This is a genomic window from Pigmentiphaga humi, assembly GCF_900606115.1.
Lineage (GTDB): Bacteria > Pseudomonadota > Gammaproteobacteria > Burkholderiales > Burkholderiaceae_B > Pigmentiphaga > Pigmentiphaga humi.
The window spans coordinates 41625-67702 of record NZ_UWPJ01000024.1; the positions used below are offsets into that span (position 1 = coordinate 41625).

Annotated in this window: 22 protein-coding genes; 6 read left to right on the top strand and 16 right to left on the bottom strand. The window is 68.9% G+C overall.

Annotated features, from left to right (window positions below; genetic code table 11):
• Positions 1–3 precede the first annotated feature (3 nt).
• Genes PIGHUM_RS15535 through PIGHUM_RS15550 form a run of 4 tightly spaced genes read right to left on the bottom strand, consistent with a single transcriptional unit; the run spans position 4 to position 3960 of the window.
• Positions 4–486, bottom strand: a complete 483-nt coding sequence (locus tag PIGHUM_RS15535; RefSeq protein ID WP_124080482.1) for a VOC family protein — start codon at positions 484–486, stop codon at positions 4–6.
• Between the two features lie 9 nt (positions 487–495).
• On the bottom strand, positions 496–1539 hold the full coding sequence (locus PIGHUM_RS15540) for a WD40/YVTN/BNR-like repeat-containing protein (RefSeq protein WP_124080483.1): 1044 nt from the start codon (positions 1537–1539) through the stop codon (positions 496–498).
• A gap of 37 nt (positions 1540–1576) precedes the next feature.
• Positions 1577–2371 (bottom strand): SDR family NAD(P)-dependent oxidoreductase, encoded by a 795-nt coding sequence (locus PIGHUM_RS15545; protein WP_124080484.1) that lies wholly within the window; start codon positions 2369–2371, stop codon positions 1577–1579.
• A 44-nt stretch (positions 2372–2415) separates the two neighbouring features.
• Positions 2416–3960: an acetolactate synthase large subunit gene (locus tag PIGHUM_RS15550; RefSeq protein ID WP_124080485.1), complete on the bottom strand. Its 1545-nt coding sequence runs from the start codon at positions 3958–3960 to the stop codon at positions 2416–2418.
• Positions 3961–4162: 202 nt separating this feature from the next.
• Here PIGHUM_RS15550 and PIGHUM_RS15555 point away from each other — a divergent pair, with 202 nt between their 5' ends.
• Entirely contained in the window at positions 4163–4912 is a 750-nt protein-coding gene (locus tag PIGHUM_RS15555) for an IclR family transcriptional regulator (RefSeq protein ID WP_187697797.1), read from the top strand.
• Between the two features lie 18 nt (positions 4913–4930).
• Here the strand turns inward: PIGHUM_RS15555 and PIGHUM_RS15560 are convergent, their stop codons facing one another.
• The gene (locus PIGHUM_RS15560; RefSeq protein ID WP_246013228.1) at positions 4931–6565 is read right to left on the bottom strand and encodes an FAD-dependent monooxygenase; all 1635 of its coding nucleotides are present in this window, start codon (positions 6563–6565) and stop codon (positions 4931–4933) included.
• A 151-nt stretch (positions 6566–6716) separates the two neighbouring features.
• On the opposite strand from PIGHUM_RS15560, the gene PIGHUM_RS15565 reads away from it, so the two are divergent.
• The 3 genes from PIGHUM_RS15565 to PIGHUM_RS15575 are packed head-to-tail and all read left to right on the top strand — an operon-like array spanning position 6717 to position 10525.
• On the top strand, positions 6717–7649 hold the full coding sequence (locus tag PIGHUM_RS15565) for a LysR substrate-binding domain-containing protein (protein WP_124080487.1): 933 nt from the start codon (positions 6717–6719) through the stop codon (positions 7647–7649).
• Between the two features lie 34 nt (positions 7650–7683).
• A complete protein-coding gene (locus tag PIGHUM_RS15570; protein ID WP_124080488.1) occupies positions 7684–9105 on the top strand; it encodes a DUF2868 domain-containing protein in 1422 nt (473 codons plus the stop codon).
• Entirely contained in the window at positions 9095–10525 is a 1431-nt protein-coding gene (locus PIGHUM_RS15575) for a DUF3482 domain-containing protein (RefSeq protein ID WP_124080489.1), read from the top strand. The genes PIGHUM_RS15570 and PIGHUM_RS15575 overlap by 11 nt, the downstream gene beginning before the upstream one ends.
• Before the next feature lie 79 nt (positions 10526–10604).
• Here the strand turns inward: PIGHUM_RS15575 and PIGHUM_RS15580 are convergent, their stop codons facing one another.
• The gene (locus PIGHUM_RS15580; protein WP_124080490.1) at positions 10605–11819 is read right to left on the bottom strand and encodes a GGDEF domain-containing protein; all 1215 of its coding nucleotides are present in this window, start codon (positions 11817–11819) and stop codon (positions 10605–10607) included.
• 243 nt (positions 11820–12062) lie between these two features.
• On the opposite strand from PIGHUM_RS15580, the gene PIGHUM_RS15585 reads away from it, so the two are divergent.
• Positions 12063–14009 (top strand): PhoX family protein, encoded by a 1947-nt coding sequence (locus tag PIGHUM_RS15585; RefSeq protein WP_124080491.1) that lies wholly within the window; start codon positions 12063–12065, stop codon positions 14007–14009.
• 64 nt (positions 14010–14073) lie between these two features.
• On the opposite strand, the gene PIGHUM_RS15590 is transcribed toward PIGHUM_RS15585, so the two are convergent.
• The 9 genes from PIGHUM_RS15590 to PIGHUM_RS15630 form a co-directional block, all read right to left on the bottom strand.
• Positions 14074–14841 carry an SDR family NAD(P)-dependent oxidoreductase gene (locus tag PIGHUM_RS15590; protein ID WP_124080492.1) on the bottom strand — a complete coding sequence of 256 codons (768 nt, stop codon included), beginning with the start codon at positions 14839–14841 and terminating at the stop codon, positions 14074–14076.
• An 11-nt stretch (positions 14842–14852) separates the two neighbouring features.
• Positions 14853–16424 carry a class I adenylate-forming enzyme family protein gene (locus PIGHUM_RS15595; RefSeq protein ID WP_124080493.1) on the bottom strand — a complete coding sequence of 524 codons (1572 nt, stop codon included), beginning with the start codon at positions 16422–16424 and terminating at the stop codon, positions 14853–14855.
• 7 nt (positions 16425–16431) lie between these two features.
• Positions 16432–16905: a MaoC family dehydratase gene (locus tag PIGHUM_RS15600; RefSeq protein ID WP_124080494.1), complete on the bottom strand. Its 474-nt coding sequence runs from the start codon at positions 16903–16905 to the stop codon at positions 16432–16434.
• A 40-nt stretch (positions 16906–16945) separates the two neighbouring features.
• Positions 16946–17437 carry a MaoC family dehydratase gene (locus tag PIGHUM_RS15605; RefSeq protein WP_124080495.1) on the bottom strand — a complete coding sequence of 164 codons (492 nt, stop codon included), beginning with the start codon at positions 17435–17437 and terminating at the stop codon, positions 16946–16948.
• Entirely contained in the window at positions 17434–18846 is a 1413-nt protein-coding gene (locus tag PIGHUM_RS15610; RefSeq protein ID WP_124080496.1) for an aldehyde dehydrogenase family protein, read from the bottom strand. The genes PIGHUM_RS15605 and PIGHUM_RS15610 overlap by 4 nt, the downstream gene beginning before the upstream one ends.
• 2 nt (positions 18847–18848) lie before the next feature.
• Complete coding sequence (locus PIGHUM_RS15615; protein ID WP_124080497.1) at positions 18849–19829, bottom strand: Bug family tripartite tricarboxylate transporter substrate binding protein; 981 nt, start codon at positions 19827–19829, stop codon at positions 18849–18851.
• Between the two features lie 441 nt (positions 19830–20270).
• On the bottom strand, positions 20271–21368 hold the full coding sequence (locus PIGHUM_RS15620; protein WP_124080498.1) for a 4-oxalomesaconate tautomerase: 1098 nt from the start codon (positions 21366–21368) through the stop codon (positions 20271–20273).
• Positions 21369–21395: 27 nt separating this feature from the next.
• On the bottom strand, positions 21396–22361 hold the full coding sequence (locus PIGHUM_RS15625) for a tripartite tricarboxylate transporter substrate binding protein (protein WP_124080499.1): 966 nt from the start codon (positions 22359–22361) through the stop codon (positions 21396–21398).
• Between the two features lie 59 nt (positions 22362–22420).
• Complete coding sequence (locus PIGHUM_RS15630; protein WP_124080500.1) at positions 22421–23563, bottom strand: 2-methylaconitate cis-trans isomerase PrpF family protein; 1143 nt, start codon at positions 23561–23563, stop codon at positions 22421–22423.
• A gap of 143 nt (positions 23564–23706) precedes the next feature.
• On the opposite strand from PIGHUM_RS15630, the gene prpR reads away from it, so the two are divergent.
• The gene (gene prpR, locus PIGHUM_RS15635; RefSeq protein ID WP_124080501.1) at positions 23707–25629 is read left to right on the top strand and encodes a propionate catabolism operon regulatory protein PrpR; all 1923 of its coding nucleotides are present in this window, start codon (positions 23707–23709) and stop codon (positions 25627–25629) included.
• A gap of 39 nt (positions 25630–25668) precedes the next feature.
• Here the strand turns inward: prpR and PIGHUM_RS15640 are convergent, their stop codons facing one another.
• The gene (locus tag PIGHUM_RS15640; protein WP_246013230.1) at positions 25669–26040 is read right to left on the bottom strand and encodes an SPFH domain-containing protein; all 372 of its coding nucleotides are present in this window, start codon (positions 26038–26040) and stop codon (positions 25669–25671) included.
• Between the last annotated feature and the right edge of the window lie 38 nt (positions 26041–26078).

Genomic DNA, 26078 nt, shown 5'->3' on the forward strand with positions numbered 1-26078 from the left:
CGCTTACAGCGGCTGCAGATCGATCGGTTCGCTGGGCGCGTTGTAGTCGTGCAGGATGCGTTTGCCTTCTTCGTCGTCGTGCACCGTGTGGCAGAAGAACTCCAGGCGGTGGCCATCGGGGTCGTGGAAGTACAGGCCGTAGCCGACCTTGTGGTCGGTGGTCTTGAACACCTCCACGTTCTTGCGCAGCAGCATCCCGTACAGGCGCCGCAGTTCGTCCACGTCGCCGTCGATCTCCAGTCCGTAGTGCTGCATGTTGATCTGGCCGCGCACGAGCGGCGCGCCGTCCGGCGACTCGGCGCGTATCAGCGCGATGTCGTGGTGCTTGACGCCGAACGAGAGGAAGACCCATTTTTCGCCGCGCGCCGTCTCGGTCATGCCCAGCACGTCCTCGTACCAGGGGCCGGACTTGAACGGGTCGGCCACGAACAGGGCGAGATGGGTGCGCGTGATGCGCGGCTTGATGTCTTGCGGGGTCGCTTGCATGGCGATTCCTCAGGCGATCGATTGGGGATGCGCGGTCACCGGCGCGACGAACGGCGTCCAGGCCACCGAGGTGATCTCGCTGAAGTCGCGCCAATCCTTGAACCAGCTGCGGCCGCCGTCCATGGAGCGGAACAGGTGGCCGTACTTGGTGCCCGCCAGCACGAAAGACGGATCGGCCGCGTGCGTGCCGAAGGTCCAGAAGGTGGAGTTGGGCGCGGTGTGCAGCAGCGCCCGGCGCCAGCTCGCGCCACGGTCGGTCGAACGGTAGATGTGGCTGCGCGTGCCCGGCGTGCCGTCGCCGATCGCCAGCAGCAGCGCGCTGCCGTCGGCCAGCGGCTGCGCCGTGCGGGTGTAGTACATGCCGTCGAAGCGCAGGCGCGACGGTTCGCCGTGCCAGCTTCGGCCGTCGTCGGTACTGGCATAGACGGTGTTGACCGACAGCACCATCGTAGTCTTGGGTGATCCGCCGGCCGGCGGCAGAATGGTCACGCCGTGGATGTCGGGATTGGCGATGGCGCCTTCCCGCTCGCCCTCGCGGTCGACACGGATCCAGGTGTCGCCATGGTCGCCGCTGCGCCAGGCTCCGCCCTCTTCGACGCCGAACCAGACTTCGCCGGAAACCGCGGGATCGACGCAGATGGCCAGGATGCGCGGCCGGTTCACGCCGCGGCAGAACTCGGGAATATCCGGCGGCAGCCGCGTCCAGCTTGCGCCGCCGTCGCGCGACCGGAACATCGCCGCGCGCGACGGCGCGCCGGTGCCGGCATACATGACCGACGGGTCGAGCGGATCGATGGCGAACGCCCACACCGCCATGCCGTCGGCCGGCGAAGCGATGCGCGCAAAATGTGCGCCGCCGTCGGTGCTGAGGCAGATGCCGCAGTCGGCGCCGGCGAACACGCGGCGTGGATCCGCCGGATCCACCGCCAGGCAGCGGACCGTGCCGTCGAACTCGATCGCTTCCTTCAACCCCAGCCTATGCCACGTCGCGCCGTCATCCGTGCTGCGCAGAATGCCCTGCCCCGCCGTCCCGACCAGTAAGGTGCCTTCCATGTCTTTTCTCCCAACCTATGCCGCCGCCCGAGGCTGGCTACAGAAAGATCCCGCGCGTAATCCCGCCATCCACCGCCAGCGATTCGCCGGTGATCGCCGACGCGCGCGGCGAAGCGAGGAACAGGATGGTGTCGGCGATCTCGGCCGGCGTGAGCGTGCGCCGGATCGGCGTGACCCGGACGTAGTTCGCCTCGACCTCGTCCACCGTCAGCCCCTGCTTGGCGGCCTCTTTTTCGTACAGCTCGCGGATGTGGGGCGTCTCGACCACGCCGGGGTGGATCACGTTGACCGTGATGCCGTGCGGACCGAGCTGGTCCGACAGGGTCTTGGTCATATGGCAGATGGCGGCGTTGCGCATGCCCGAGAGCTGCTTGCTGCCGCGGCCGGTCAGGCCGCCGATGTTGACGATGCGGCCGTAGCCGCCGGCCCGCATGTGGCGCGCCGCCGCCTTGGCGCAGCGCATGTAGCCGACCACCTTGATGTTGATGTCCTGCAGCAGGCCTTCCGGATCGGCCAGCTCGATCTCGCTGCGCACCAGGCCGCCGGGATGGGCGGCGCCGTTGACCAGGATGTCCAGCCTGCCGAAGTGGGCGGCGACCTGGTCCATCATGGCCGTCACTTGTTCCGTATCGGACACGTCGGCGGCCACCGGCAGCACGTTTACGTCATAGGCCTGGCGGATCTCCTCTGCGGCGGTGTCGAGCTGCGCCTGGGTGCGCGAGACGATCGCCACGTGCGCGCCCTCGGCCGCGAAGGCCTCGGCGGTGGCGCGGCCGATACCCAGGCTGCCGCCGGTGATGACCGCCACGCGGCCTTTCAATTGCAGGTCCATGAATGTTCTCCGATGAGTCGTGGGCTTGCCGCGCCGCGGCAGCTTTAGAGTTGCATTTCGATCAGGTACGGTCCGCCCTGCGCGCAGGCGGCGCCGAAGGCATCGGCCAGCGCTCCGGCGGTCTCGACCCGGCGCGCCGGAACGCCATAGCCGGCGGCAAGCGCCGTCCAGTCGATGCGCGGACGCTCCAGGCTGGTCAGGGCCTCGGCCCGCGCGCCGGGCGCGGCGCCCCGCGCCAGCTCCTTGCGCAGGATTCCGTACTGGTGGTTGGCGGCGATCAGCACGATCACCGGCAAGTTCTCGTGCGCCAGCGACCACAGCGTCTGCACCGTGTACTGGGTGCTGCCGTCCGACAGCAGCGCCACCACGGGCCTTCCGGGGCAGGCAACGGCGGCGCCCAGCGCGACCGGCAGGCCCTGCCCGATGGCGCCGCCGGTATTGGTCAGCGCCGTGTGCCGGGCCGACGCGGCCGACGCCGCATAGAAGGGATAGCCGCAGGTGCCGCCTTCCACCGAGACGATGGCGTCTTCGGGCAGCAGCCGCGCAACAGTGGCGGCGATGCGCTCCGGCGTCAGCCTGCCGCTGGCCGGAGCCAGGGGCGGCGTCGCGTCGGCGTTCCAGGCCGGCGCGCCGAGCCGATCCGCCAGGGCTTCCAGCAGGTCGGCCACCGGTTCTCCCGGCGCCCCCACGGTCAGCAGGCGCGCCGGCTCGACCATCCGGCTCGGATGGCCCTCGTAGCCGAAGTAGGTCACCGGCGGCAGCGCGCCGACCAGCACCACCAGGTCGGCGGCATCCAGCACCTGGCGGGCCGGTTCGGGGAAGTACGGCAGGCGGTCGAAGTCGGGCAGGCCGCCGCCGCGCTCGGCGCGGGCCGGGAAGGTTTCCGCGTAGGCCACGGCATCCAGCGCCCGGCACAGGCGCGCGACGGCGCACTGGGCGCGTGCTCCCAGGCCGCTGGCCTCGCCGCCTCCGCCCAGCAGGAACAGGACTTTGCCGGCGGATTCGATACGGGCGGCGCACTCGGCGAGATCCGGTCCGGAGGAGGCCGGCGCGCTTTCCCATGCCTGGGCGCCCTCCTCGCCGCCGGCCTGCCCGACCTGGAAATCGGCCGGGAAGATCACCGTCGCGCCCTGCCCGCCCGACGCCAGGCTGGCGCGCACGGCGGCGCGCCCGACCTGCGCGGCCTCGGCGGCGCTCGTCACGCGGTGCACCCAGCCGGAAACCGGCCGAGCCAGCGATTCGATGTCGGACGTCAGCGGCGCATCGACCGGCAGGTGCCAGCTCATGTGGTCGCCGATCAGGTTGACGATGGGCGTATGGGCGCGCCGGGCGTTATGCAGGTTGGCAATGCCGTTGGCGAATCCCGGCCCCAGGTGCAGCAGGGTGGCCGCTGGAACGCCGCGCATGCGGCCGTAGCCGTCGGCGGCGCCGGTGCACACATTCTCCTGCAGCCCGAGCACGCAACGCATGCGGGGAACGGCCTCCAGGGCGCGCACCACGTCCAGCTCGGTCGTGCCGGGATTCGCGAAACAGACTTCCACCCCCTGCTCGTGCAGGGCCGTCAACAATGCTTGGGCTCCATTCGCCATGGCCAACTCCTTTTTCTCAGTATTATCGCTATTAGATAAAACTGAAAATTAAATAAAAGAATAGCCCGGCTATTTTTGATAGTAATTTTATTTATTTGATAAATTTGCATAAAAAAGCATGATCGTCCAGCATCCGACTTGCCAAAGGCCGTCCATTGCGGCACGCTGGCGGGCCTGTTTCTTTCCTGCCCGCTCCCGCTTCATGAACAGTCTGCGACGCATGCTCGACGTCCTGGACCTCTTCAGGCCCGACCAATCCGTCGTGGACGTCGAGGTGATCTGCCGCCAACTGGGCTATGCGCCCGCCACCGCCTACCGCTACATCCGCGAACTGTGCGCGGTGGGCCTGCTGGTGCGGCTGCCCGGCGGGTACGCGCTGGGGCCGCGGGTGATCCAGCTCGACCTGCAGATGCGCGAGTACGACCCGATGCTGGCGGACAGCCGGGAACTGATGGAAGAACTGGGGGAAGAAACCGGCCTGAACGTGCTGCTCAGCGAGCTGTACGGCAACTCGGTGATCACCGTGCATCACCACCCGGGGCGGGATCCCGAGCCGCTGCGCTTCGGACGCGGCCGTCCCATGGCGCTGCTGCGCAGCGCCACCGCGCGCGTGGTGCTGGCGCACCTGCCGCCGCGGCAGTTGCGCAGGCTCTACGACGAACATGCCCAGGAAGCCGACATGCAGCGCCTGGGCAAGACATGGAAAGATTTTTCACGAGCGATGCTGGAGATACGGCGCAGCGGCTATTGCCTCTCCAAGGGCGATCTGGACCCGGACAAGGCGGGCCTGGCCGCGCCGATCTTCGACGAACGCAAGCGCATCCTGGGCAGCATCACAGCGGTGGGATCGCTCGAGCGCGTGCAGGCCTTCAACGAGGACTACCTGGCCAACCGGCTGCGCGATGTCGCGGGCGAGATCACGCAGCGGATTTCCCAACGCGCCTCGGCCTGAGGCGGAGTGCTTCCGGCTCTACGCCCGCGCGGCGGCGGTGCGCCAGCCGGTCGCCGTACCCAGCACGCCGGGGGTCCACGTGTCGCCGCGCCACGCAACGTGCTGGTCGGGGCGCACCAGCGCCAGACGAGCCCGGTAGAGGTCGCCCAGCACCGCCTCCCGCGGCCTGGCCACGGTCAGCGGCACGCCGGCCTGGCGCGCTTCCGACAGCGCCCGCTCGATGTCGCCCTCGTCCGCCCCGGCGGTGGCCAGCAGGGTGAAGCCCGGGCCGAAATGGTCGTACAGCGAACTGCCGTCATGCAGCCAGGCGTGCGGCGCCAGGCTTCCCGGCCGCGCGGACGGGACGTAGTTCAGGTAGTCGTCGGCGGGCGGCGCGGTGCCGTCGCCCACCACGATGGGCGAGCCGTCGTAGCGGTAGCCCAGCACGACGCCCAGCGTGACGAACTCGCGCAATTTGTTCGCCTGGATCAGCGCGCCGACCTGCGCCCGCAGCGCCCGGCCGGCTTCGTCGTCGGCCTCCAGGCCGTCGCGCCAGAGCTGGTTGCCCAGCAGCGCATGGTTGGCGACCGCCTCGTCCATCACCCGCTCGTGCACCGGCCGGCGTTCGGCCTCGTAGCTGGCGAGCAGGCCCGGGCCGCCCCAGCCCTGCAGCGTGGCCGCGAGCTTCCAGCCCAGATCCACGCTGTCGGCCACGCCCATGTTCATGCCATAGCCGCCGAAAGGCGGATGCAGGTGGCAGGCGTCGCCGGCCAGGAACACCCGGCGATCCGTATAGCGTTCGCCGATCAGCTTGCTGGCCGTCCACTCGTCCGAACTGAGTATCTCGTACGGCATGGCGATACCCGTGGCCGCGGCGATTTGCTGCGCGACCCCGGCGGGATCGAACTGCTGGCCGCGCGCGACGCCCGTGCCCATGAAGAACCATTTGTCGCCGCTGTCCATCGGACCGACCAGGCTCGGGGATTCGCCGTTGACCTGCCAGTACATGATGGCCGGGCCGTGGCGGTGCGCCTGCGCCAGCCCGGGGGCGCGGAAGATGATGTTGGTGTTGGCCGACAAGCCGTACGTGCCCTGCATGGCGATGCCCAGCATCTCGCGCACCGTGCTGCGCGCGCCGTCGGCCCCGACCAGATAGGCGCCGTGCAGGCTGAGCGGCTGCCCGCTCGCCAGGTCGGCGGCCTGGGCCCGCACGCCCTGGCCATCCTGCTCGAACCCCTTCAGTTCGTGCCTGAACAGGATGCGCACCGTGGGCAGCGACTCCGCGCGGCGGCGCATGACCTCTTCGACGCTGTACTGGGGGATCCACTGCGCATGCTCCGAATACAGCGGGTTGCGGCCCGGCGCGCAATAGAAAGCGTTCTCGAAGCGCGCCAATTCGTGGCCCGCCAGCCGCGTCACGAAGACGACGTTGGACGGATAGCTCACGCCCAGCGGCGAGGCGGCGCGCAGCGCACCGGCGATGCCCCAGCGCCGGAAATGCTCGCGCGTGCGCACGTTGGTGGTCTTGGCACGCGGCGCATAGCCGACCCGTTCGTTGCGCTCGACCACCACGCAGTCCACGCCGCGCAGCCCCAGTTCTATGGCCAGCCCCAGGCCGGCCGGCCCCGCTCCCACGATGACCACGTCGGTCTTGATCGTCTGCGTTCCGCCCATCGCTTTTCCCATTCTGCTGTCGCCCGCGTCGCGGCGGCATGCCTGGACGCTATCGTGGAAGGGATTCTAGGGATGGCCGGCCGCGCCTATAAGATGGCAATATCGCCCAACCGATACCTATGAGGTATCACCACCCTCCGCCTATCCCCAGATGAAGCTCCACCAATTGCGCGATTTCATTGCCGTGGCCGAACGCGGCAGCATCCGCGCGGCCTCGCGCCAGATCGGCATCGCCCAGCCCGCGCTCACGCGCAGCATCCATGAACTGGAGCGGCAACTGGGCGTCGACCTGTTCGAGCGCCAGGCGCGCGGCACCTCCCTCACGCCCATGGGCGAGGTCCTGATGCGGCGCGCCAGCGTCATCCAGGGCGAATTGCGCCGCGCCCAGGAAGAGATCGAGCAACTGCGCGGCATGGCGCGCGGACGCGTCAGCGTCTGCCTGTCCAGCGTGCCGCACATCGCGCTGCTGCCCGGCGCGCTCAAACCGTTCCGCCAGCGCTATCCCGAAGTAGAGCTGGACCTGTTCGACGGCGTGTTCCAGCGCGTCGAGTCCGACCTGCGGGAAGGCCGCCTGGACTGCTACATCGGGCCGCCGCCGCGCCAATTGCCGGCCGGGTTCGCGCAGGAAAAGCTGTTCGACAACATCAGGATGATCGTGGGCCGCAAAGACCATCCGCTGGCAGGCGCATGCTCGCTGGGCGAACTCGCCGGCGCGCAATGGATCTCGACCTCGGTCACGCTGCGCGCCGAGGAAGAACTCGGCCCGCTGTTCGCCTCGCACGGCCTGCCGCCGCCGCGCCTGGCCATGCAGGCGCATTCCTCGCTGAGCTACATCACGGCATTGGCCTATAGCGACCTGCTCGCCATGCTGCCCATACAGTGGAGCCGCTTTCCGCTCACACGCGAAGCGCTGCAACAGATCCACGTGCGCGAGCCGCTGCCCGGCCCCGCCATCTGCATCATCCGCCGCGCGGCGCTGCCGCTCACGCCCGCCGCCGAGTACTTCTGCGACATGATCCGCCGCGCCTGCCCGCCGGAGCAGGCCGGCGGCACGGACTGCGGCCGCGCACCGATTCCGATATAGTCGGCCTATCGACTGGACAATCTTCAGGACGCCGATGGACGAACGTGCGGCCAGGGACGTGGTGCTGGTCCACGCGCTCGAAACCACCCACCCCGACGCCCCGCTGCTGCGCAGCGACGAAAGCCGGCAGGCCGGCATCAGCGCGCGCAACATGGGCACGCTGGGCCGCGCGCGCCAGGCGGACGCGGCCGACGCTTTCCTGCATACCCGGGCGGTGCTGTTGCTCGACGTGCTGGAGCGCCGCCTGCCGGCGCTCGGCGCGGTCCGCCGTCCCTATCCGCTGGGCCGCACGGCGGGCTGGATCGTTCCCATCGCCGGCCTGCTGGCCGGCGCCCTGACCGAGCGCATCGCCAACCCGCATCGCCTGGACCTGCTGTCGCTGCCGCTGCTGGCGGTGCTCGGCTGGAACCTGCTGATGTACGCGGCGCTGCTGGCGGCCTGGCTCATGCCCGGCGCGCGCCGCATCGCCCTGCGCAAGATGCGGGGGTGGCATGCGCCGAGCTGGCTGCGGCGGCGCCCTCCCGCCACGCTCGCTGCCGCGCTGGCGCGTTTCGCGGGCGAATGGCAAAGGCTGTCCGCCCCGCTCACCGTGGCGCGCAGCAAGCGCATGCTGCACCTGGCCGCCGCGCTGTTCGGCGCCGGCATCGCGCTGTCCCTGTACGCGCGCGGCCTGTTCGTCGAATATCGCGTCGGCTGGGAGAGCACTTTCCTGTCCGCGCCCCAGGTGCATGCCCTGCTCGAGGCGTTGTTCGCGCCGGCGGGATGGCTGTTCGGCGTCGCGCCGCCTACGCTGGAGCAGGTGCAGGCCATGCGCTTCGGCGCCGCGGACGGCGTGGCGGACGGTGCGCGCTGGGTGCATGCCTACGCGGCGCTGCTGGCCGTCGTGGTGGTCGCGCCGCGCCTGCTGCTGGCGGCATGGGCGCGCTGGCGCGAAACCCGGCTGCACGCGGCATTCCCCCTGGATCTGTCGCAACCCTATTACCGCCGGCTGCTGGGCGCCCTGAGCCCGGTGCCGCTGCGCATGCTGGTCCTGCCCTACAGCTATGCCCTGGATGAAACGCGCACGCAGGCCCTGCAAGGCGTGGCCCGCGCGCAGCTGGGCGATACCGCGCAGGCCGTGATCCTGCCCTCTTGCGACTATGGCGCCGACCCCGACGAGGCGCCCGGCCTCGATGCCGCCAGCGAACCGCCCACGCTCGCGGCCGCGCTGTTCAGCCTGGCGGCCACGCCCGAGCAGGACGCCCACGGCCGGTTCGTCGCCCACCTCGCCCAGGCGCTGCCGGGCAGGCTGATCCTGCTGATCGATGCCTCCGGCTATGCGTCGCGGCTCGCCGGCCAGGCCGACGCCGGCCGGCGCCTGGCCGAGCGCCAGCGCCTCTGGCAGGACTTCGCCGACCTGTATCGCGTCCCGGCCCGCTTCACCGACCTGCTCCCGCCCCCCGCCGATGCCCGATGACTGCCTGCGCATCCAGCTCTGCCTGGTCTCCCACACCAACGCCGGCAAGACCACGCTGGCGCGCACCCTGCTGGGCGCGGACATCGGCGAAGTGCGCGATGCCGCGCACGTAACGCAGGACGCCGAGAGCCACGTCCTGCTGGCCGCCGACGGCGACGAGCTGATCCTGTGGGACACGCCCGGTTTTGGCGATTCCGCGCGCCTTGCCAAGCGGCTGGCGCTCGCCGGCAACCCCGTGGGCTGGTTTCTCACCGAAGTCTGGGACCGCGTGCGCGACCGCGCATTCTGGCTCAGCCAGCGCGCGCTGCAGGCTGCGCGCGACCACGCCGACGTCGTGCTGTACCTGGTCAACGCCGCCGAAGATCCGCACGACGCGGGCTACGTGGCCCCCGAGATGCAGATCCTGCAATGGCTGGACAAGCCCGTCCTGGTGCTGCTCAACCAGATGGGTCCGCCGCGGCCTGCGGCGCAGGAGCAGGCCGAAGCCGCGCGCTGGGCCCGGCATCTGCAGCCCTACGGCGTGGTGCGCGGCGTGCTGCCTCTCGACGCCTTCGCGCGCAGCTGGATGCACGAGCGCGCGCTGTTCGACGCCATCCGCGACTGCCTGCCCGCCGCCAGCCAGCCGGCCTACGCGCGCCTGACGGCGGCCTGGGACAAGCGCAATCTCGACCGTTTCCGCCAGTCCATGGCACTGCTCGCCGGCCAGCTCGCCGAGGCCGCGCGCGATAGCGAGCCGGTGGACGAAGGATCGGCCGTGAAGGCCGTGCTGGGCCTGGGCCGCACCGCGGCTCACGCGGCGCGCGAACGGGCCATGAACGCGCTCGGCACGCGGCTGGCGGCCTCCGGCAGCCGCACTGCCGCCAGGCTGCTGGCCCTGCACGGCCTGCATGGCAGCGCGGCCGAACGGCTCGACCGCCGGCTGCGCGACCGCTACGCCATCAGCGCGCCGGTCAGCGTCGGCCAGGCCGGGCTGCTGGGGGCCATCGCCTCCGGCGCCGCCACCGGCGCCTCCGCCGATCTGCTCGCGGGCGGCCTGACGCTCGGCTCGGGCATGCTCTTGGGCGCCCTGGCCGGGGCGGCCTCGTTCGCCGGCGCGGCGTTCGCCATCAACAAGGCGCGCGGCACCGAACGGGCCACCATGCGCCTGAACGACGAATTCCTGCAAACCCTGGTGGTGGCCAGCCTGTTGCGCTACCGGGCCATCATCCATTTCGGGCGCGGCCGCGGCGATTATGTCGAAGGCGAAACGCCGGAGTTCTGGCGCCGGGAAACCGAGCAGGCCGTCGCCGCCCGCGCCGCCGCGTTCGCGCGCATCTGGGAACGGATGCGGGCCCAGCCGCAGGACCCGGCCGAGCCCGACGCTCCGCGCGACGACCTCGCCCGGCTGCTCGAAGACCTATTTCCCCTCTCTGCGCGCTGACGCGCGCTGCCGAGCGAAGCCGGCGGACGGGCAAGGCCGGATCCGCTTTTTCCTGGATGTGAAGCAGCCTCTTGGGCCGTTATGGGCCGGGAGCGGGAGGGCGCAGCAGCAGGTCCGCCGGCTCGGCGTCCGGCCGGATCTCTTCGTACGGCACGCCGACCACGCGGTCCCGGCCCATGGCCTTGGCGGCGTAGAGGGCGGCGTCCGCCCTGGCCATCAGGCTCACCAGCGCCTCGCCCGGGCGGTACTCGTCCACGCCCGAGCTGAAGCGCACGTCCAGCGCCTCGCCCTTGAGCATCCAGCCGGCCTGGGCGACCTTGGTGCGCAGCCGGTTCAGCAAGGAGGTGGCATCCGCCAGGCGCGTTTCCGGACAGAGGACGGCGAACTCTTCGCCGCCCAGGCGCCCGAAGGTGTCGCTCGCCCTCAGGCTGCCCGTCACCACGCTGGTGAAATGCGCCAGCACCTGGTCGCCCACGGCATGGCCGTGCGTATCGTTGATGCGCTTGAAATGATCGATGTCGAGAATGGCCAGCGACAGGGGCCGGCCGGTGCGCGCCGCGGTCCGGATCGCCGATTCGGCCTGCAGCAGAAAGGCGCGCCGTCCCAGGATGCCGGTCAGTTCGTCCAGGTTGGCCAGGCGTTCGAGCCGGTACGCCAGGCGGTCGTGGGCCAGCAGCACCATCCCGATCGACAGGCAGGGCACGGCCAGGATGCCTATCGCCATGAAGACCATGTTCAGGGAGTCCGATTCCATCAGCTCGGTCTGATGGGCGAACTCGAAGCAGTACAGCAGCGCCCTGAGCCCCTGTCCTGCCGAGCCGATGGCGGCCGTGATGCCGACGAAACGGTAGGCGTAGCGGGGATGGGAAAAAGGCTGGGCGCACGAAATGGCCCAGGCGAGCGCGCCGTAAAGATAGGCGTGGAGGGCCGACACCACGACGATGCGCGGATTGATGTCGGGCAGGACGTAGGTCCAGAAAGCCAGGCAGGCCAGCATGCCGCCCCAGGCCAGATACTCCCCCACCCGCTGGGGCTTGCGGCCCAGGAACTGCCGGCACCCTTCCAGCACCACCATCAGCGCCAGCGTCATCAAGGCGTTGGCGCACAGGATGGAGACCCAGTCCGGCGCCGCGCCCCGCAAGGCGAACAGCAGCAGCGCGGCGGTAGCCAGGAGGCAGGAGCAGAACCACCGCCGCACGCCCGGGATCCCGCTGCGCAGCAATGATCCCAGCACCGCCATGCCCATGACGGCCGAACCTATCGTAATGATGAGCAGGCTGAGCGGGTCGAGCATCGTTTATCGTCGAATCGGCGACCGGTTTCCCGGCCTGCGTCGCATGGGGAGGTCATGATAATCCATTCGCCCCGCCCGAACCGCTGCACTCGCATCCCTCCCCGCGCAAGATGCGTTCAACTCCATGTCAGCGCTTCTTCACAGTCATGTCAATGCATTTTCCTAGGATGTCGCCGTCGCGCCGCACGGCTGCTTCGCTCCGGCGAACAGTCCAGGCGCTTTCTACGAGCGTCGAGCATCCAGATGTCCAATCACCTGCCCAACCCCACCCGCCGCCACGCCCTCAAACTGCTGACCGGCGCGCCGATGCTGCCGCTGGGCAGCCTCTCCGCCACCGCCCTGCTGAGCGGCTGTGGCGGGGACGGCGCCGTTGCCGCCACGCCTCCCGGCCCGGCTAGCTACGTGTCGGCCGCCTTCACCGGCATGAGCGCGCCCTCGCTGTCCGCTCCGGCCGCGATGGCCACCACCACCGTGGGCTCCGGCCTCACGGTCACCATGAGCGACGGCAGCACCCGGAGCTACAAGCTGGCCTACCAGCCTTTCTTCATCACGGGCGACAAGGTGCCCGACGGCAAGGGCGGCACCCTCGTCGCCGGCGGCTATTACGACATCGGCAACAAGCCCATCATCGACAAATCGGTGCCCGGTTCCGAGCGTCCGTTCTACTCGGACTCGCCCGACGGTTCTTCCTTGCTCACCCTGCCCAGCACCAGCATTCCCGGCATCAAGGGCAACGCCGTGTTCGCCGTCGTCCAGTTCGAGTACAACTCGCGCGACCTGGCCGGCAACTCCACCTACGGACAATTGCCCTCGCCCATCGCCGTGCTGACGCTGGACCAGGATCCGGCCACCGGCAAGCTCACGCTGGTCAAGTACCACAACGTCGATACCTCCGGCGTGCGCGGGCTGTGGATCACCTGTGGCGCCAGCCTGTCGCCGTGGAATACCCACCTGTCGAGCGAAGAATACGAGCCGGACGCCACCTCGATCGCCGCCAACACCCAGTTCCAGGCCTACAGCCTGAACCTGTACGGCGACGCCGCCAAGGCCAACCCCTACCACTACGGCCACGTGCCCGAAGTTACCGTCAACCCGGACGGCACCGGCAGCATACGCAAGCACTATTGCCTGGGCCGCATTTCGCATGAACTGGTCCAGGTCATGCCCGACCGGCGCACCGTGCTGATGGGCGACGACGCGACCAACGGCGGCCTGTTCATGTTCGTGGCCGACCGCGAGACCGATCTTTCCTCCGGCACGCTGTACGTCGCCAAGTGGAACCAAACCTCGTCCACCGGCCCGGGCTCGGCCACGCTGACCTGGATCAACCTGGGCCACGCCACCAGCGCGGAGATCGAGGCGCTGGCGAACACGCATGCCGCGGCCGACATCATGGACCTGGCCACCGCCGACCCCGGCGATCCCAGCTACACCAAGATCCCGTTCAACGGCAAATACAACTGGATCCGCATCAAGCCGGGCAAGGAAAAGGCCGTGGCGTTCCTCGAAACCCACCGCTACGCGGCCTACAAGGGCGGCAGCATGGGCTTCACCAAGCTCGAGGGCACGACCGTGAACGCCAAGGACAAGATCGCCTACTCGGCCATGTCCTACATCCAGAGCACCATGCTCGACGGCTCGGGCGGCGTCAAAGTGGAAGGCCCCAGGGCCGGCGCCGTCTACGCGCTCAACCTGAAGAGCGGCCAGAAGGACACGGCAGGCGGCGCGATAGACAGCGCCTGGGTGCCCGTGGACATGGCCGCGCCGGCAGCCTTGATCGGCGAAGACCTCGCCGCTCCCGACAGCCTGGGCAACACCGCCCATCCGGACAAGATCGCCAACCCCGACAACATCAAGTTCGCGGAAAAACTGCGCACCCTGTTCATCGGCGAAGACAGCGGCATGCACGTCAACAACTTCCTGTGGGCGTACAACGTCGACACCAAGAAACTGTCGCGCATCCTGTCCGTCCCCTCGGGCGGCGAATCGACCGGCCTGCATGCGGTCGACGAGATCAACGGCTGGACCTACGTCATGAGCAACTTCCAGCACCCCGGCGACTGGGAAAGCCCGCTGCACGACGTGGTCAAGCCCACGCTGGACCCGCTGGTCCGCGCCAACTACAAGGACCGCAACGGCGCCGCGGTAGGCTACCTGACCGGCGATGCGACGGGAGTGAAGCTGGGCTGACCGTCCCCGGCGCACCGTGAGCGGCGCCTTGCGCGCCGCTCACGGTGCGACTTGCGGGCGGGTCTCAAACGGCCAGCCTGCCGCCCGCATCCAGCTGCACCAGCTCCCCCGTCAGCGCCGCCGGGCCGTGCGCCAGCCACCAGATCGCCTCGGCGACTTCCTCGGGCGTCTGCACCGTCTTGAGCGGGTTCTTGGCGATCAGCCCGGCGCGCACCGTTTCATAGCGCTCGCGCCCCATGCCGTTGATCAGCCAGTCGCCCTCGATGAAGCCCGGCAGCAGCGCATTGACGCGCACTTCGGGCGCGAGCACCCGGGCGAACGAGAACGTCATCGCATTGAGCGCGCTCTTGGACGCCGCGTAGGCCATGCTCGACCCCGTGCCGCGCAAGCCGCCGACCGACGAGATGTTGATCACCGAGGCGTTGCCGGTGCGCCGCAGCAGCCCGGCCATGGCACGCGTGGCCACGTACACGCCCGAAACGTTGACGGCGAACACGCGCTGGAAATCGTCGAACGACAGGCCATCGAGATTCTTGTGGTCGTTGAAGGTCGTGACGGCCGCGTTGTTGACCAGCACGTCGAGCCGGCCCCAGCGCTGCTCGATGTCGGCCGCCATGGCGCGGCAGGCCTCGTCGCTGGTCACGTCGGCCTGCGCCACCAGCACGTCGGCCGCGCCCAGCGCGCGGCATTCCTCGGCCACCTCTTCCGCCGCCGCGGTATCCCGGGAGTAATTGACGACGACGCGCCAGCCCTGCCTGGCGAAGAATTTGATGGTGGCCGATCCTGCGCCGTTCCTGCCGGTCGCGCCGGTCACCAGGCAGACTTTTTCCATGCTGTCCTCTCTCATTTCCAGTAAGGCTGGCGCAGTTCGCGCTTGAGCAGCTTGCCCAGCGCCGAACGCGGCAACTCGTTCCGATACTCCACGGCGGCCAGCCGCTGGGTGCGGCCGACCTGGCCGTTGACCCATGCGCGCAGCGCCTCCGCGTCCAGCGCACGGCCCGGCTGGAGCACGACCAGCGCCAGCGGCGTCTCGCCCCATTGCTCGCTGGGAATGCCGATGACCGCCACGTCGGCAACGTCGGGATGGGCGGCCGTCACCGCCTCCAGGTCGGTCGCATAGATGTTGAACCCGCCGGAGATGATCAAGTCCTTCTTGCGGTCGAGCAGGATCAGGAAGCCATCCTCGTCGAAGCGGCCGATGTCGCCGCTGCGATGGAACGCGATGCCCGATTCGTCGCGCCAGTAGAACGCCTCGGTAGCCTGCGGCTGCTTGTAGTAGCCGGCCATCATGTAAGGCGACCAGCCCACGATCTCGCCCACTTCGCCCTGGGCCAGCACCCGCCCGTCTTCGTCGACGATGCGCATGTCGTGGTCCGGCGCCGGACGCCCGACCGTGCCGAGCTTGTCCGGAAACTCGTGGGCATCGAGCACGCAGCTGCAACCGCCCTCGGTCATGCCGTAGACCTCCCGCAGCCCGCCCGGCCATTTCTCCAGGATGAGCGACTTGAGCCGCGCGTCGAGCGGCGCGCCGGTGCACTGCTTGAGCACGAAGGAAGACAGGTCGGTGCGCGCGAAGTCTTCGTGCGCCAGCAGCCGCTGGTATTGCACGGGCACCAGCATCGTGTGGGTGACCCGGTGTTCCTGGCACAGCCGAAGATAGCCCGCCGCGTCGAACTTGCGCATCAGCACCGTCAGGCCGCCGTTCGCCGCCGTTGCCAGCATGGGCTGCAGCGTGGTGTTCGAATACAGCGGCGTCGACAACAGCATGGCGCTTTCCGGGCCGAGCCCGAAGCTGCGCCGGTTCGCCTGCCGCGACCGCATGCCGTGCAGGTGCAGGATGCCCTTGGGCTTGCCGGTGGTGCCGGAACTGTAGATCAGGTTGAAAGGCTGGTCCGGCCGGAACTCGACCGCCGGCGGAGCGCCCCCCTGCGCGAGCCAGGCGTCCCAGTCCAGCCAGCCCGGCGCGTGGAAATCGAGCGCGACCAGGCGCTGCGGGAACATCGCCGCCAGCTCCGCCTCGACGCCCTCGAGCGTCTCGCGCGCATCGGCGTCCGCAACCAGCACCTTGGCGTCCGAATCGCCCAGCATGCCCAGCAAGGTCGCCGCCGTGGCGGACGTCGCCAGCGGCACCACGCAGCCCCCGGCACGCACCGTGCCGAAGAAAGCCTGGACTGCACGCAGGCCTGGCGCCGCCAGCAAGGCGACCTTGCCGCCGGGCGCCACGCCCATCGCCGCGCAGGCCGCCGCGACGCGGTCCGCCTGGCGGGCCAGTTCCGACCAGCTCAGCGTATCGCCGCCGCACGCGAAGGCGGGCGCATCCGGCCGCTCGCCCGCGTGGCGGGCGATGATGGACGGGAAATCGACGAAAGGCTGCTGCGCCTGCCGCGCGAGGATGTCGTGAACGTTCTGGCTCATGGCGGGCTCACTCGTCATAGACCAGCATCAGGAATTCCGCGACCAGCGCCGGCCGTTCCTTGCCCTCGATCTCGATCGTGCATTCCGACACCACGCGGGTGGCGCCCTGCTGGCCGCCGCCCTCGCCGCGTTCGACTTCCTTGATGCGCTGGCGCAGCCGGATCCGGTCGCCCACCTGGACCGGATTGACGAAGCGGACCCGGTTCATGCCGTAGTTCAGCCCCCGGCCGCGATGCGTAATGGCATAGACCGACCGGACCAGATAGGGAATGAACGACAGGGTCATGAAGCCGTGCGCGATGGTCTTGCCGTCCGGCATGTCCCGCTTGGCGCGCTCCACGTCCACGTGCAGCCAATGATCGTCCCCCGACAGCCGGGCGAAATCGTCGATGCGAGACTGATCGATGGCCAGCCATTCGCTGACGCCTATTTCCTTGCCTATCCATGCCTGCAGATCGGCTGGACGGTCGAGAACCACCATGACAACTCCCTGGATCGAAAACAATCGGAGAAAAAAAACGTCAGGCCTGCGCCCGCGCCGGCACGCGGCCCAGCGAGACCAGCGACATCACGGCGTCGCCGTGCTGGTTGCGCACCGTGACGCGCGTGCGGATCATGCCCACGCCCGGCCGGCTCTTGGAGCGGACGGTCTCGATGACCTCGCGTTCCACCACCAGCGTGTCGCCGGCCTTGACGGGCTTGGTCCACCGCAGCTCGTCGACGCCCATGCCCACCATCGGCGTCTTGCCGTAGCCGCCCGCCTGCAGGAATACGCGCATGGACAGCGCGGCGATCTGCCAGCCGCTGGCGATCAGCATGCCGAATGGGCCGGCGCGCGCGGCCTCCGGATCCAGGTGCATGGGCTGCGGATCGTTGGCACGCGCGAAGGCGACGATCTCTTCCTCGGTAACCACCGTGGGCGCGCTGGTCCAGCGCTCTCCCACCTGGAAATCCTCGAAACAGCGCGCCTCCCCGCCATTCGCGGCGGGGGAATGGGTAGCGGCACTCGTCATAGGATTGCTTTCACCTCGAGATACTCCTCGAATCCGAAGATGCCGAATTCACGTCCGTTGCCGGACTGCTTGTAGCCGCCGAAAGGCAGGCTGCGGTCGAACAGCGCGCCGTTCAGGTAGACCCGCCCGGCCCGGATCCCGTTGGCCACGCGGCGGGCGCGGTCCAGGTCGGGCGATTGCACGAAGCCCGCCAGTCCGAACGGCGTGTCGTTGGCGATGGCGATGGCCTCCTCTTCATCGTCGTAGCAGAGGATCGACAGCACCGGCCCGAAGATTTCCTCGCGCGCGATGCGCATGTCGGGGGTCACGTCCCCGAACACGGTGGGGCGCACGTAGTAGCCGTGCGCCAGCCCTTCCGGCCGTCCGGTTCCACCGGCCACCAGCGTCGCGCCTTCGTCCAGGCCCGACTGGATCAGGGCCTGCACCTTGTCGTACTGCATCTGGCTCACCAGCGGGCCCATGGTCGTCGCCGGGTCCAGCGGATCGCCCAGGCGAATGGCGGCGATCGCCTCGCGCGCCGCCTCGAAGGCGATATCCCGCTGCGCGCGCGGCACGAGCATGCGCGTGGGCGACTGGCAATTCTGGCCGGCGTTGGTATTGCAGGCGAGCACGCCTGCCTTCACCGCGGCCCGGATGTCCGCGTCCGGCAGGATGATGTTGGCGGATTTTCCGCCCAGCTCCTGCGCGACCCGCTTGACCGTGTCGGCCGCGAGCTTGGCGACCCGGATGCCGGCGGCCGTCGAACCGGTGAACGACACCATGTCGATCTCCGGATGCGCGGCGATCGCCTCCCCCACCGTCGGGCCGTCCCCATTGACGAGGTTGAACACTCCGGCGGGCAGGCCGGCTTCGTGGACGATGTCGGCGAACAGCATGGAACTGAGCGGCGCGATCTCGCTGGGCTTGAGGACCACGGTGCAGCCCGTAGCCAGCGCAGGCGCGACCTTGGAAGCGACCTGGTTGAGCGGCCAGTTCCACGGCGTGATCAGGCCGCACACGCCGATGGGCTCGCGCCGCACGATGCCCACGCCCATGCGCTCCTCGAACGGGAACCCCGCCAGCACGCGCTCGGCTTCCTCGAAATGGAACAGCGCGACGGTGGCCTGGCGCTCGGTCGAAAATGTAATGGGCGCGCCCATCTCCAGCGTCATCATCCGCGCCAGTTCCGGCAGGCGCGCCCGGAAACCGGCGATGATCCGGCGCAGCCATTCAAGGCGCTGCTCCACGCTGGTGGCGGCATAGCCCGGGAAAGCCCGGCGCGCGGCGCCGGCCGCGCGGTCCACGTCCGCGCGCGACCCGAGGCTGATGCGGGCGAACGCCTCCTGGGTCGCCGGGTTGGAGACTTCCAGGGTCCTCGGCGCCGCGGGATCGACCCACGCGCCGTCGATATAGAACTGCAATCTATCCATGTTCACTCGACCGAAATGCGGGCCGCCTTGACGACTTCCTGCCACTTGGCGGCCTCGGTTGACATCAATTTCTGGAGTTCCTGGGGCGTGGCGGCCAGCGGCACCATGCCCAGCGAATTGAGCTTGGCCTTGCCTTCGGGCGAACTGGTGTACTTGTTGATCTCCTGGTTCAGCGAGGTGACGATGGACTGCGGCAGGCCGGCCGGCCCCACCATCGCGCTCCACACCGTGGCCTGCAGATCGACGCCCTGCTCGATGGCGGTGGGCACGTTCGGCAGGGCCGGGAACCGCGTCTTGGCGGTAACCGCCAGCGCCCGCAGCTTGTTGGCCTGGATATTGGGAATCAGCGAAGTCACCGGCACGAGCACCGCGTTCACGGAGCCGCTCATCGCATCCACCATCGCCAGCGAGTCGCCCTTGTACGGCACCGGCTGCAGCTTGGCTCCCGCCTGCATGCTGAGGTATTCGGTGGCCAGGTGGCCGATGGTGCCGTTGCCCGGGTTGGAGACCGTCAGGCCGTTCGCCGACGCCTTGCTCAGCGCTACGAACTCGGCCAGGGTATTGGCCTTCACTGACGGATTGACCGCGAGCACGAGCGGGATCTCGCCCACCAGCGCGATCGGCGTCAGGTCTTTCTCCGCGTCGAACGGCATGGGGTTGTACAGCGATTTGTTGTTGGCCAGCGGCCCGGACGTGCCGATGCCCACGGTGTAGCCGTCCGGCGCCGACTTGGCGACGGCGTCGACGCCGATATTGCCGCCCGCGCCGGCGCGGTTCTCGGCCACGAACTGCTGTCCGTAGTGGGAACTCAGGTGCTGGGCCACCTGCCGTCCGACCAGGTCCGAACTGCCGCCGGGGGCGAAAGGAAGAATCACGCGCACGGGCTTGTTCGGCCAATTGGCCTGAGCCTGCGCCAGGCCGGGCAGCGCCGCTGCCAGTGCGGCCGTGCAGGCCAGGATGCGAAAGCAGGACAAGGGCTTCATCGTCGTCTCCATGTATTTGTATGCCCAGAAAGCCGCGCCGGACGGCGCGGTATTTTTCTGCGCTTCGATGAATGATGGTTCGCGCTCGATCGCTCCCGCCGGCGCAGCAGCCGGCACGCACGTGGAGTTCCAGCCGAGGGGGCGGACCGTGCGCGAGGAGCATCGTTTTGTTGTTGTCTCTCCGCGGAGAAGAATGCGCGTCGCCCCGCTTTGCATCAAGGCGTGTTTTGGTACTTTTCAGTACATGAAAAGTGGGCCCATCCCCTACCCGCTTACGCGGGCCCCCTCAAGGGGGCGGCACTGGCGGACCGGACGGGAAGTCCACCCCGTGCGGCTGCGCCGCTCCCCTCAAGGGGCGGCACTGGCGGACCGGCAAAGCCGGATCCGCTGTGCCCTGGGTCTAAAACAATGCAGGGAACGGGCGTTTCCTGCTGTGGGCCCTCAGGGCCTGTGGCCGGGCCAGGCGGCCTGGGGGACGAGGACGTTGCCTTCGAACAGGCGGCGGGCGGTGCGGATGAGGGCGGCGCGGCGGATGGCGGGGTTGGCTCCCGCCAGGTCGACGTCCAGGTCGATAGCGATGGTGCCCGACGGGTGCTCGATGCTCACGACGCCTTGCGGCGGGGCGGCGGAGAGGCCGGACAGCCGCGCGGCGATGGTGCCCGGCACGGCGCATGCCGAGGCCACGCACAGCGCGCCGGTCACGGCATGGGCGCGGTGGCAGGAATACGGCACGAAATAGCGCGACGAGATGGTGCCGCCGTGTCGCGGTTCGGCCAGCAGGCCGATCTTGGGCACCACCGAGCCCGACACGTCGCCCAGCCCCATCAGTTCGCCCGCCTTGCGCCGGATCGCTTCCATGCGCGCGATCAATGCGGTGTCCGCATCCAGCTCCTCGGCGCTCTCGTGTCCGGTCTTGCCCAGTTGCGTGGCGGAGAACAGCACCATGGGCATGGCGACGTCCACGCAGCTGACCTCGATGCCGTCGATGACGTCCAGCGGGCGCCCGGTCGGCAGCAGCTTGCCGGTGACCGATCCGATCGCGCTCTGGAAGTTGAGCTTGACGGGCGCCGCCGTGCCCGGCACGCCGTCGATGGCGGCATCGCCTTCGTAAGTCACCTGCCCGTCCGGGGTCTGGACGATGGCTTCCACCTGGGCCGAGGTATTGACATTGAAAATGCGTACCACGGTCTCGCCGGCGCTCGGCGCCACCAGTCCGGCCTCGATCGCGAACGGGCCGACCGCGCCCAGGATGTTGCCGCAGTTGGGCTTCGTATCGACCATCCGCTCCTTCACCAGCACCTGCGCAAACAGGTAATCGACGTCGATCCCGGGCCGCTTCGACGGGCTGATGATCGCCACTTTGCTGGTGAAAGGCGTCGCACCGCCTATGCCATCCACCTGGTAGTCATGGGGCGAACCCATGGCTGCGAGCAGCACCTGGTCGCGCGCGGCGGGATCCTCCGGCAGATCCGACGCCAGGAAAAAGGGACCGCGCGACGTGCCGCCGCGCATCATCACGCTGGGAATCTTGATTTGCATACCTGCTCCTGTGGGAAAGCCTGCCTCTCATTCCGCGCGGATGCCGGCTTCGGCCACGACGCGTTTCCAGACGGCGAGTTCTTTCGCGATCTGCGAGGCCAGCTGTTCCGGCTTGCCCGGCGTAGGCTCTTCGCCATTGTTCTTGAGCTGCTCGATCAGTTCGGGCTGCGCCAGCGCGGCGTTCATTTCCTTGTTCAGGCGCTGCTGGATCGCGGGGGGCAGGCCCTTGGGCGCCACCAGGCCGTACCAGATCACCACCTCGTAGCCGGGCAGGCCCGCCTCGTTCACCGTGGGGATGGAGGGCTCGGCCACCAGCCGCTTGGGCAGGGTCTGGGCCAGCACCTTGAGGCGGCCGTTCTTCATGTACGGAAACGCGGCGCCGGCCGTGCTGAAGAACACGTTGGTCTGGCCCGCCACGGTGTCCGTCAGCGCGGGCGCGGTGCCGCGGTACGGCACGTGCGTCATCTCGATGCCCGCGTCCTTCAGGAAGAGCTCGGTGGCCAGATGCGAGATGCCGCCCTGGCCCGACGAGGCATAGGTCATGTCGCCCTTGCGCGACTTGGCCAGCGCGATCAGTTCGCTCAGGTTCTTCACCGGCAGCGAAGCGGGAACCGCGATCAGCAGCGGCCCTTGCGCGATCATGCCGATGGGCGTGATGTCCTTGATCGGATCGAACTTGATCGTATAGAGGCTGGGGTTGACCGCATAGCTGTTGGAGATCAGCGTCAGCGTGTAGCCGTCGGGCTCGGCGTTCACGCCCGCGTCCACTCCCAGACGGCCGCCCGCGCCGGCGCGGTTCTCGATCACGACGGGCTGGCCCAGCGCCTCGCCGATGCGGCGGCCGATGGTGCGCGCGATGGCGTCGTTGCCGCCGCCGGGGGCGAAAGGAACGATCAGCTTGATCGGTTTTTCCGGATACGCCGCCGCGGCGGGAGCGGCCAGGGCGGCTCCCAGCAGCGCTGGCGGCCAGCGTGGGCAGAAGGGGCGGAACAAAGCGGGCAGAACGGGAAAACATAAGGTCTCCTTGAAAAATAATGATTCTGGGCGGCGTGTCAGCGGCGCGGCACGTAGACCTCGCCGCGCATCAGCCGCCTGGCGGTGCGGATCACGCTGGTGCGCGCCACGTGCGGAGGCTCGCCGGCATCCACTTGCGCGCCTATGGGTATGAGGCCGGACGGATGGCCGATGCGCACGTCGCGCTCGGCATTGCCCGCACGCGCCAGTTCGAAGGCCAGCGTGCCCGGCAGCTTCACGCTGGCGGCCAGGCACATCGCTCCGGTCAACGGCGTGGCGCGGTGGAACTGGCCGGCCGACACCATGCGCGCCAGGATGTCCACCTGGTCCTCGTACAGCACCGAGCCGTCGGGCAGGACCGACTCGGCCGGGGCCGCCAGCAGGCCGACCAGCGGCAGGTTGCGCAGCCGGGTGCGGGCCTCTTCCTCGGTGGCCAGGCCCATCGCCACGGCCGCGGCGATGCGCAGCTCCTCGCATTGCTCCGCCAGGCCCGGACGCGCCTCCAGCTGCGCCACCGACTCGGTGCCGGCCAGGCCGAAATCCGCGGCGCGCGCGAACACGACCGGATTGGATACGTCCACGCACGACATCTCGACGGTTCCCAGGCCGGGAATCGCCACGCGGTCCTTGGGCGCGCCGGTGGGGAACATCCTGCCGGTCGCGGCGCCGCCCGGATCGACGAAGGACAGCCGTATCGGCGCGCCGTAGCCGGCCACGCCCTGCAGCGCGAAATCGCCGTCGACCGCCGCCATGCCCTCGCACAGCGCGAAATCCGCGACCAGGATCTTGCCGGTATTGGTGTTGTGGATGCGGATGCCGGCGCGTTCGCCCGATACCGCCACCATTCCCTCATCGACCGCGAACGGGCCGATGGCGGACGAAATATTGCCGCAATTGCCCTTGTACTGGACCAGCGGCGCATCGATGGCCACCTGTCCGAAGGTGTAGTCCACGTCCGCATCCGGGCGCGACGGCGGGCCGACGATCGCGATCTTGGAAAGCGAGGAAATCCCGCCTCCCAGGCCATCCAGTTGGCGGCGGCCGATATCGGGACTGCCCAGCGCGGCCAGGAACACGCGGTCGCGCTCCGCGGGCGTGGGCGGCAGCGCGTCGGATTTGAAAATGATGGCGCGGCTGGTGCCGCCGCGCATATATACGGCTCGATAAGTGTCTTGGGGCATCGCATCAATCTCCTGCCCGCATACACAGCAATCGCCATGCCAACTTGGCCGATGCGTGCCAAGCCCCTGATTCAGCGGGATTTTTTCGATTCCATGCTAGGATTGTTCCACGTTTCATGTTCCATAATCGAAAAGGTGAAACAATGTACGCCCACTCGGCCGATCACAGGCCGCTGATCTGGGCGGTCAGCGCCCATCGCCTGACCGAAGTCTTCCGCGCGGTCGGGCCCGAGGTGGCGCAGCGCGCCCACGTCGAGGTCATCAAGCAGGAATACGAAGAGGCCCTGGCCGAGATCGCGCGCCGCAGCGAACGGCGCGCCTGCGACGTCATCGTCGCCACCGGCGCCCACGGCGCCTACCTGCGGCAGAACCTGTCGCTGCCCGTGGCGCTGGTCAAGGTCGGCGGCTTCGACCTGATCTCCGCCATCTGCAAGGCCAGGCAGCTTTCCGGCCGGGTCGCGATGGTCTTGCACCGCGCCATCCCGCCGGTGCTGCGGCAGTTCGCCGCGCTGTTCTCGCTGCCGCTGGAACTGCGCGCCTACCAGACCGCCGAGGACGCGCGCCACTGCGTGCACGAACTCGCGCGCGCCGGCATGGACGTGATCGTCGGCCCCGGCCTGGTCGCCGACCTGGCCGACGAAGTTGGCCTCACCGGGGTGCTCATCTACTCCCACGACTCCGTGCGCACCGCCTTCGACGACGCCATCGACATCGCCGCTGCCCAGCGCCACGAGAAATCCCGCAGGACGCAGCTCGACGCGGTCCTGCAGCACCTGAACGACGGCGTGGTCGCGGTGGACATGCAAGGGCGCGTCACCACCGCCAACCCGGCCGCGGAAAAGCTCACCGGCCGCGCCCTGCGCGACGGCCTGGGCCTGCCGCTGCGCGACCTCGTCCCCGAGCTCGCGCCCGGCGACACGATCGCGCGCGGCACCAGCGAGCGCGGCACGGTGCAGGAGATCGGCGGCAAATCGCTGGTCGTGGACCGCGCGGCGCTGGTGGACGGCGACGTCCAGACCGGCGCCATCTTCACCCTGCACGGCTCCAATCAGCTGGAACTGGCCGTCGGCAAGCTGCGGGCGCACTCGCACCGGCGCTCGCGCACCGCCAAGTACCGCCTGGACGACATCGTCGCCGCGTCCTCCTCCATGCGCAGCGTCATCGCGCAATGCCGCGTGTTCGCCGAACACAGCGACGCCGCGGTGCTGATACACGGCGAAAGCGGCACCGGCAAGGAATTGCTGGCGCAAGGCATACACAATGCGAGCCGGCGCCGGCGGCACCCCTTCATCGCCATCAACTGCGGCGCCTTCAGCGAATCGCTGCTGGAAAGCGAATTGTTCGGCTACGACGAAGGCGCCTTCACCGGCGCGCGGCGCCACGGCAAGGCCGGACTGTTCGAATCCGCCCACGAAGGCACGCTGTTCCTCGATGAAATCGGCGAAATGCCGCTGCCGCTGCAAACGCGCCTGCTGCGCGCCCTGCAGGAAAAAGAAATCACGCGGGTCGGCAGCGTCGACACGCTGCCGGTAGACGTGCGCATCGTCGCCGCCACCCACCGCGACCTGGCCGCCATGGTCCGCGAAGGCACGCTGCGCGAAGACCTCTACTATCGCCTCAACATCCTGAGCGTGGACGTCCCGCCGCTGCGCGAACGCCCGCAGGACGCCGAAGCCCTGGCGCTGCGCCTGCTGCCGGCCGCGCTGCGCCGCGCGGGGCTGGACGACGATGCGGTCGCCGCGATGCTCGACACCGCCCTTCCGCTGTTCAGGCGCTGCGCCTGGCCGGGCAATGTGCGCGAACTGGAAAACGCCGTCGAACGCCTGACCATGGCCTGCCTGGCCGAAGGCCGGCGCGTCCCGGCCAGGCAGATCCAGGCCCTGCTGCCCGCCGCCCCGCGCCTCGTCCGCGGCGCGCCCTCGCGCAGCCTGCCCGACCAGCGCAACCGCGACGAACTCGCGCACATCCGGCGCGTGCTCCAGGAATGCGGCGGCAACCACCAGGAAGCCGCCCGCCGTCTGGGCATAGGCCGCACGACGCTATGGCGCAAATTAAAAGCGGCGTAGCCGATGGCCACGCCGCCTTCTATGCCCCTCCCAGAGACTTTACTTGCCGAAACGCGCCTTGGCGTCGGTCTCGCACTTGTCCTGGGCATCGCCCTTCAAGGCGTCGCACTTCTCCTTGGCCACCTTGTAGTCCGCATCGCGCTTGTCCTTCTGCGCATCGCGCTGCGCTTCGGCGGTCTTCTTTTCCGCCTTGCTATCGGCCCTCGCCGCCGTACGGTCGGCTTCGGCCTGCTTCATGCAGACATCCTTCTGGTTGCCGCTCAAGGTATCGCAGCGCTGCTTGGCCGCTTCATAGCGCTCCTTGACCTGGTCCGAGGACATCGCCTGTCCGCTCTGGGCGTGTACCGGCTGTATGGCGGCACCGAGGCAAAAAACGATACCACCCAGGGCTTGCGCGACGTTCTTCATCATGTCGATCTCCTTGTCGAAGTGAAAGTCCTTCTGGACGG

What these genes read in the sequence shown, in the direction of transcription:
- PIGHUM_RS15535 (WP_124080482.1), bottom strand. Translation starts at nt 486, where the DNA reads ATGCAAGCGACCCCGCAAGACATCAAGCCGCGCATCACGCGCACCCAT.
- PIGHUM_RS15540 (WP_124080483.1), bottom strand. Translation starts at nt 1,539, where the DNA reads ATGGAAGGCACCTTACTGGTCGGGACGGCGGGGCAGGGCATTCTGCGC.
- PIGHUM_RS15545 (WP_124080484.1), bottom strand. Translation starts at nt 2,371, where the DNA reads ATGGACCTGCAATTGAAAGGCCGCGTGGCGGTCATCACCGGCGGCAGC.
- PIGHUM_RS15550 (WP_124080485.1), bottom strand. Translation starts at nt 3,960, where the DNA reads ATGGCGAATGGAGCCCAAGCATTGTTGACGGCCCTGCACGAGCAGGGG.
- PIGHUM_RS15555 (WP_187697797.1), top strand. Translation starts at nt 4,163, where the DNA reads ATGAACAGTCTGCGACGCATGCTCGACGTCCTGGACCTCTTCAGGCCC.
- PIGHUM_RS15560 (WP_246013228.1), bottom strand. Translation starts at nt 6,565, where the DNA reads ATGGGCGGAACGCAGACGATCAAGACCGACGTGGTCATCGTGGGAGCG.
- PIGHUM_RS15565 (WP_124080487.1), top strand. Translation starts at nt 6,717, where the DNA reads ATGAAGCTCCACCAATTGCGCGATTTCATTGCCGTGGCCGAACGCGGC.
- PIGHUM_RS15570 (WP_124080488.1), top strand. Translation starts at nt 7,684, where the DNA reads ATGGACGAACGTGCGGCCAGGGACGTGGTGCTGGTCCACGCGCTCGAA.
- PIGHUM_RS15575 (WP_124080489.1), top strand. Translation starts at nt 9,095, where the DNA reads ATGCCCGATGACTGCCTGCGCATCCAGCTCTGCCTGGTCTCCCACACC.
- PIGHUM_RS15580 (WP_124080490.1), bottom strand. Translation starts at nt 11,819, where the DNA reads ATGCTCGACCCGCTCAGCCTGCTCATCATTACGATAGGTTCGGCCGTC.
- PIGHUM_RS15585 (WP_124080491.1), top strand. Translation starts at nt 12,063, where the DNA reads ATGTCCAATCACCTGCCCAACCCCACCCGCCGCCACGCCCTCAAACTG.
- PIGHUM_RS15590 (WP_124080492.1), bottom strand. Translation starts at nt 14,841, where the DNA reads ATGGAAAAAGTCTGCCTGGTGACCGGCGCGACCGGCAGGAACGGCGCA.
- PIGHUM_RS15595 (WP_124080493.1), bottom strand. Translation starts at nt 16,424, where the DNA reads ATGAGCCAGAACGTTCACGACATCCTCGCGCGGCAGGCGCAGCAGCCT.
- PIGHUM_RS15600 (WP_124080494.1), bottom strand. Translation starts at nt 16,905, where the DNA reads ATGGTGGTTCTCGACCGTCCAGCCGATCTGCAGGCATGGATAGGCAAG.
- PIGHUM_RS15605 (WP_124080495.1), bottom strand. Translation starts at nt 17,437, where the DNA reads ATGACGAGTGCCGCTACCCATTCCCCCGCCGCGAATGGCGGGGAGGCG.
- PIGHUM_RS15610 (WP_124080496.1), bottom strand. Translation starts at nt 18,846, where the DNA reads ATGGATAGATTGCAGTTCTATATCGACGGCGCGTGGGTCGATCCCGCG.
- PIGHUM_RS15615 (WP_124080497.1), bottom strand. Translation starts at nt 19,829, where the DNA reads ATGAAGCCCTTGTCCTGCTTTCGCATCCTGGCCTGCACGGCCGCACTG.
- PIGHUM_RS15620 (WP_124080498.1), bottom strand. Translation starts at nt 21,368, where the DNA reads ATGCAAATCAAGATTCCCAGCGTGATGATGCGCGGCGGCACGTCGCGC.
- PIGHUM_RS15630 (WP_124080500.1), bottom strand. Translation starts at nt 23,563, where the DNA reads ATGCCCCAAGACACTTATCGAGCCGTATATATGCGCGGCGGCACCAGC.
- prpR (WP_124080501.1), top strand. Translation starts at nt 23,707, where the DNA reads ATGTACGCCCACTCGGCCGATCACAGGCCGCTGATCTGGGCGGTCAGC.
- PIGHUM_RS15640 (WP_246013230.1), bottom strand. Translation starts at nt 26,040, where the DNA reads ATGATGAAGAACGTCGCGCAAGCCCTGGGTGGTATCGTTTTTTGCCTC.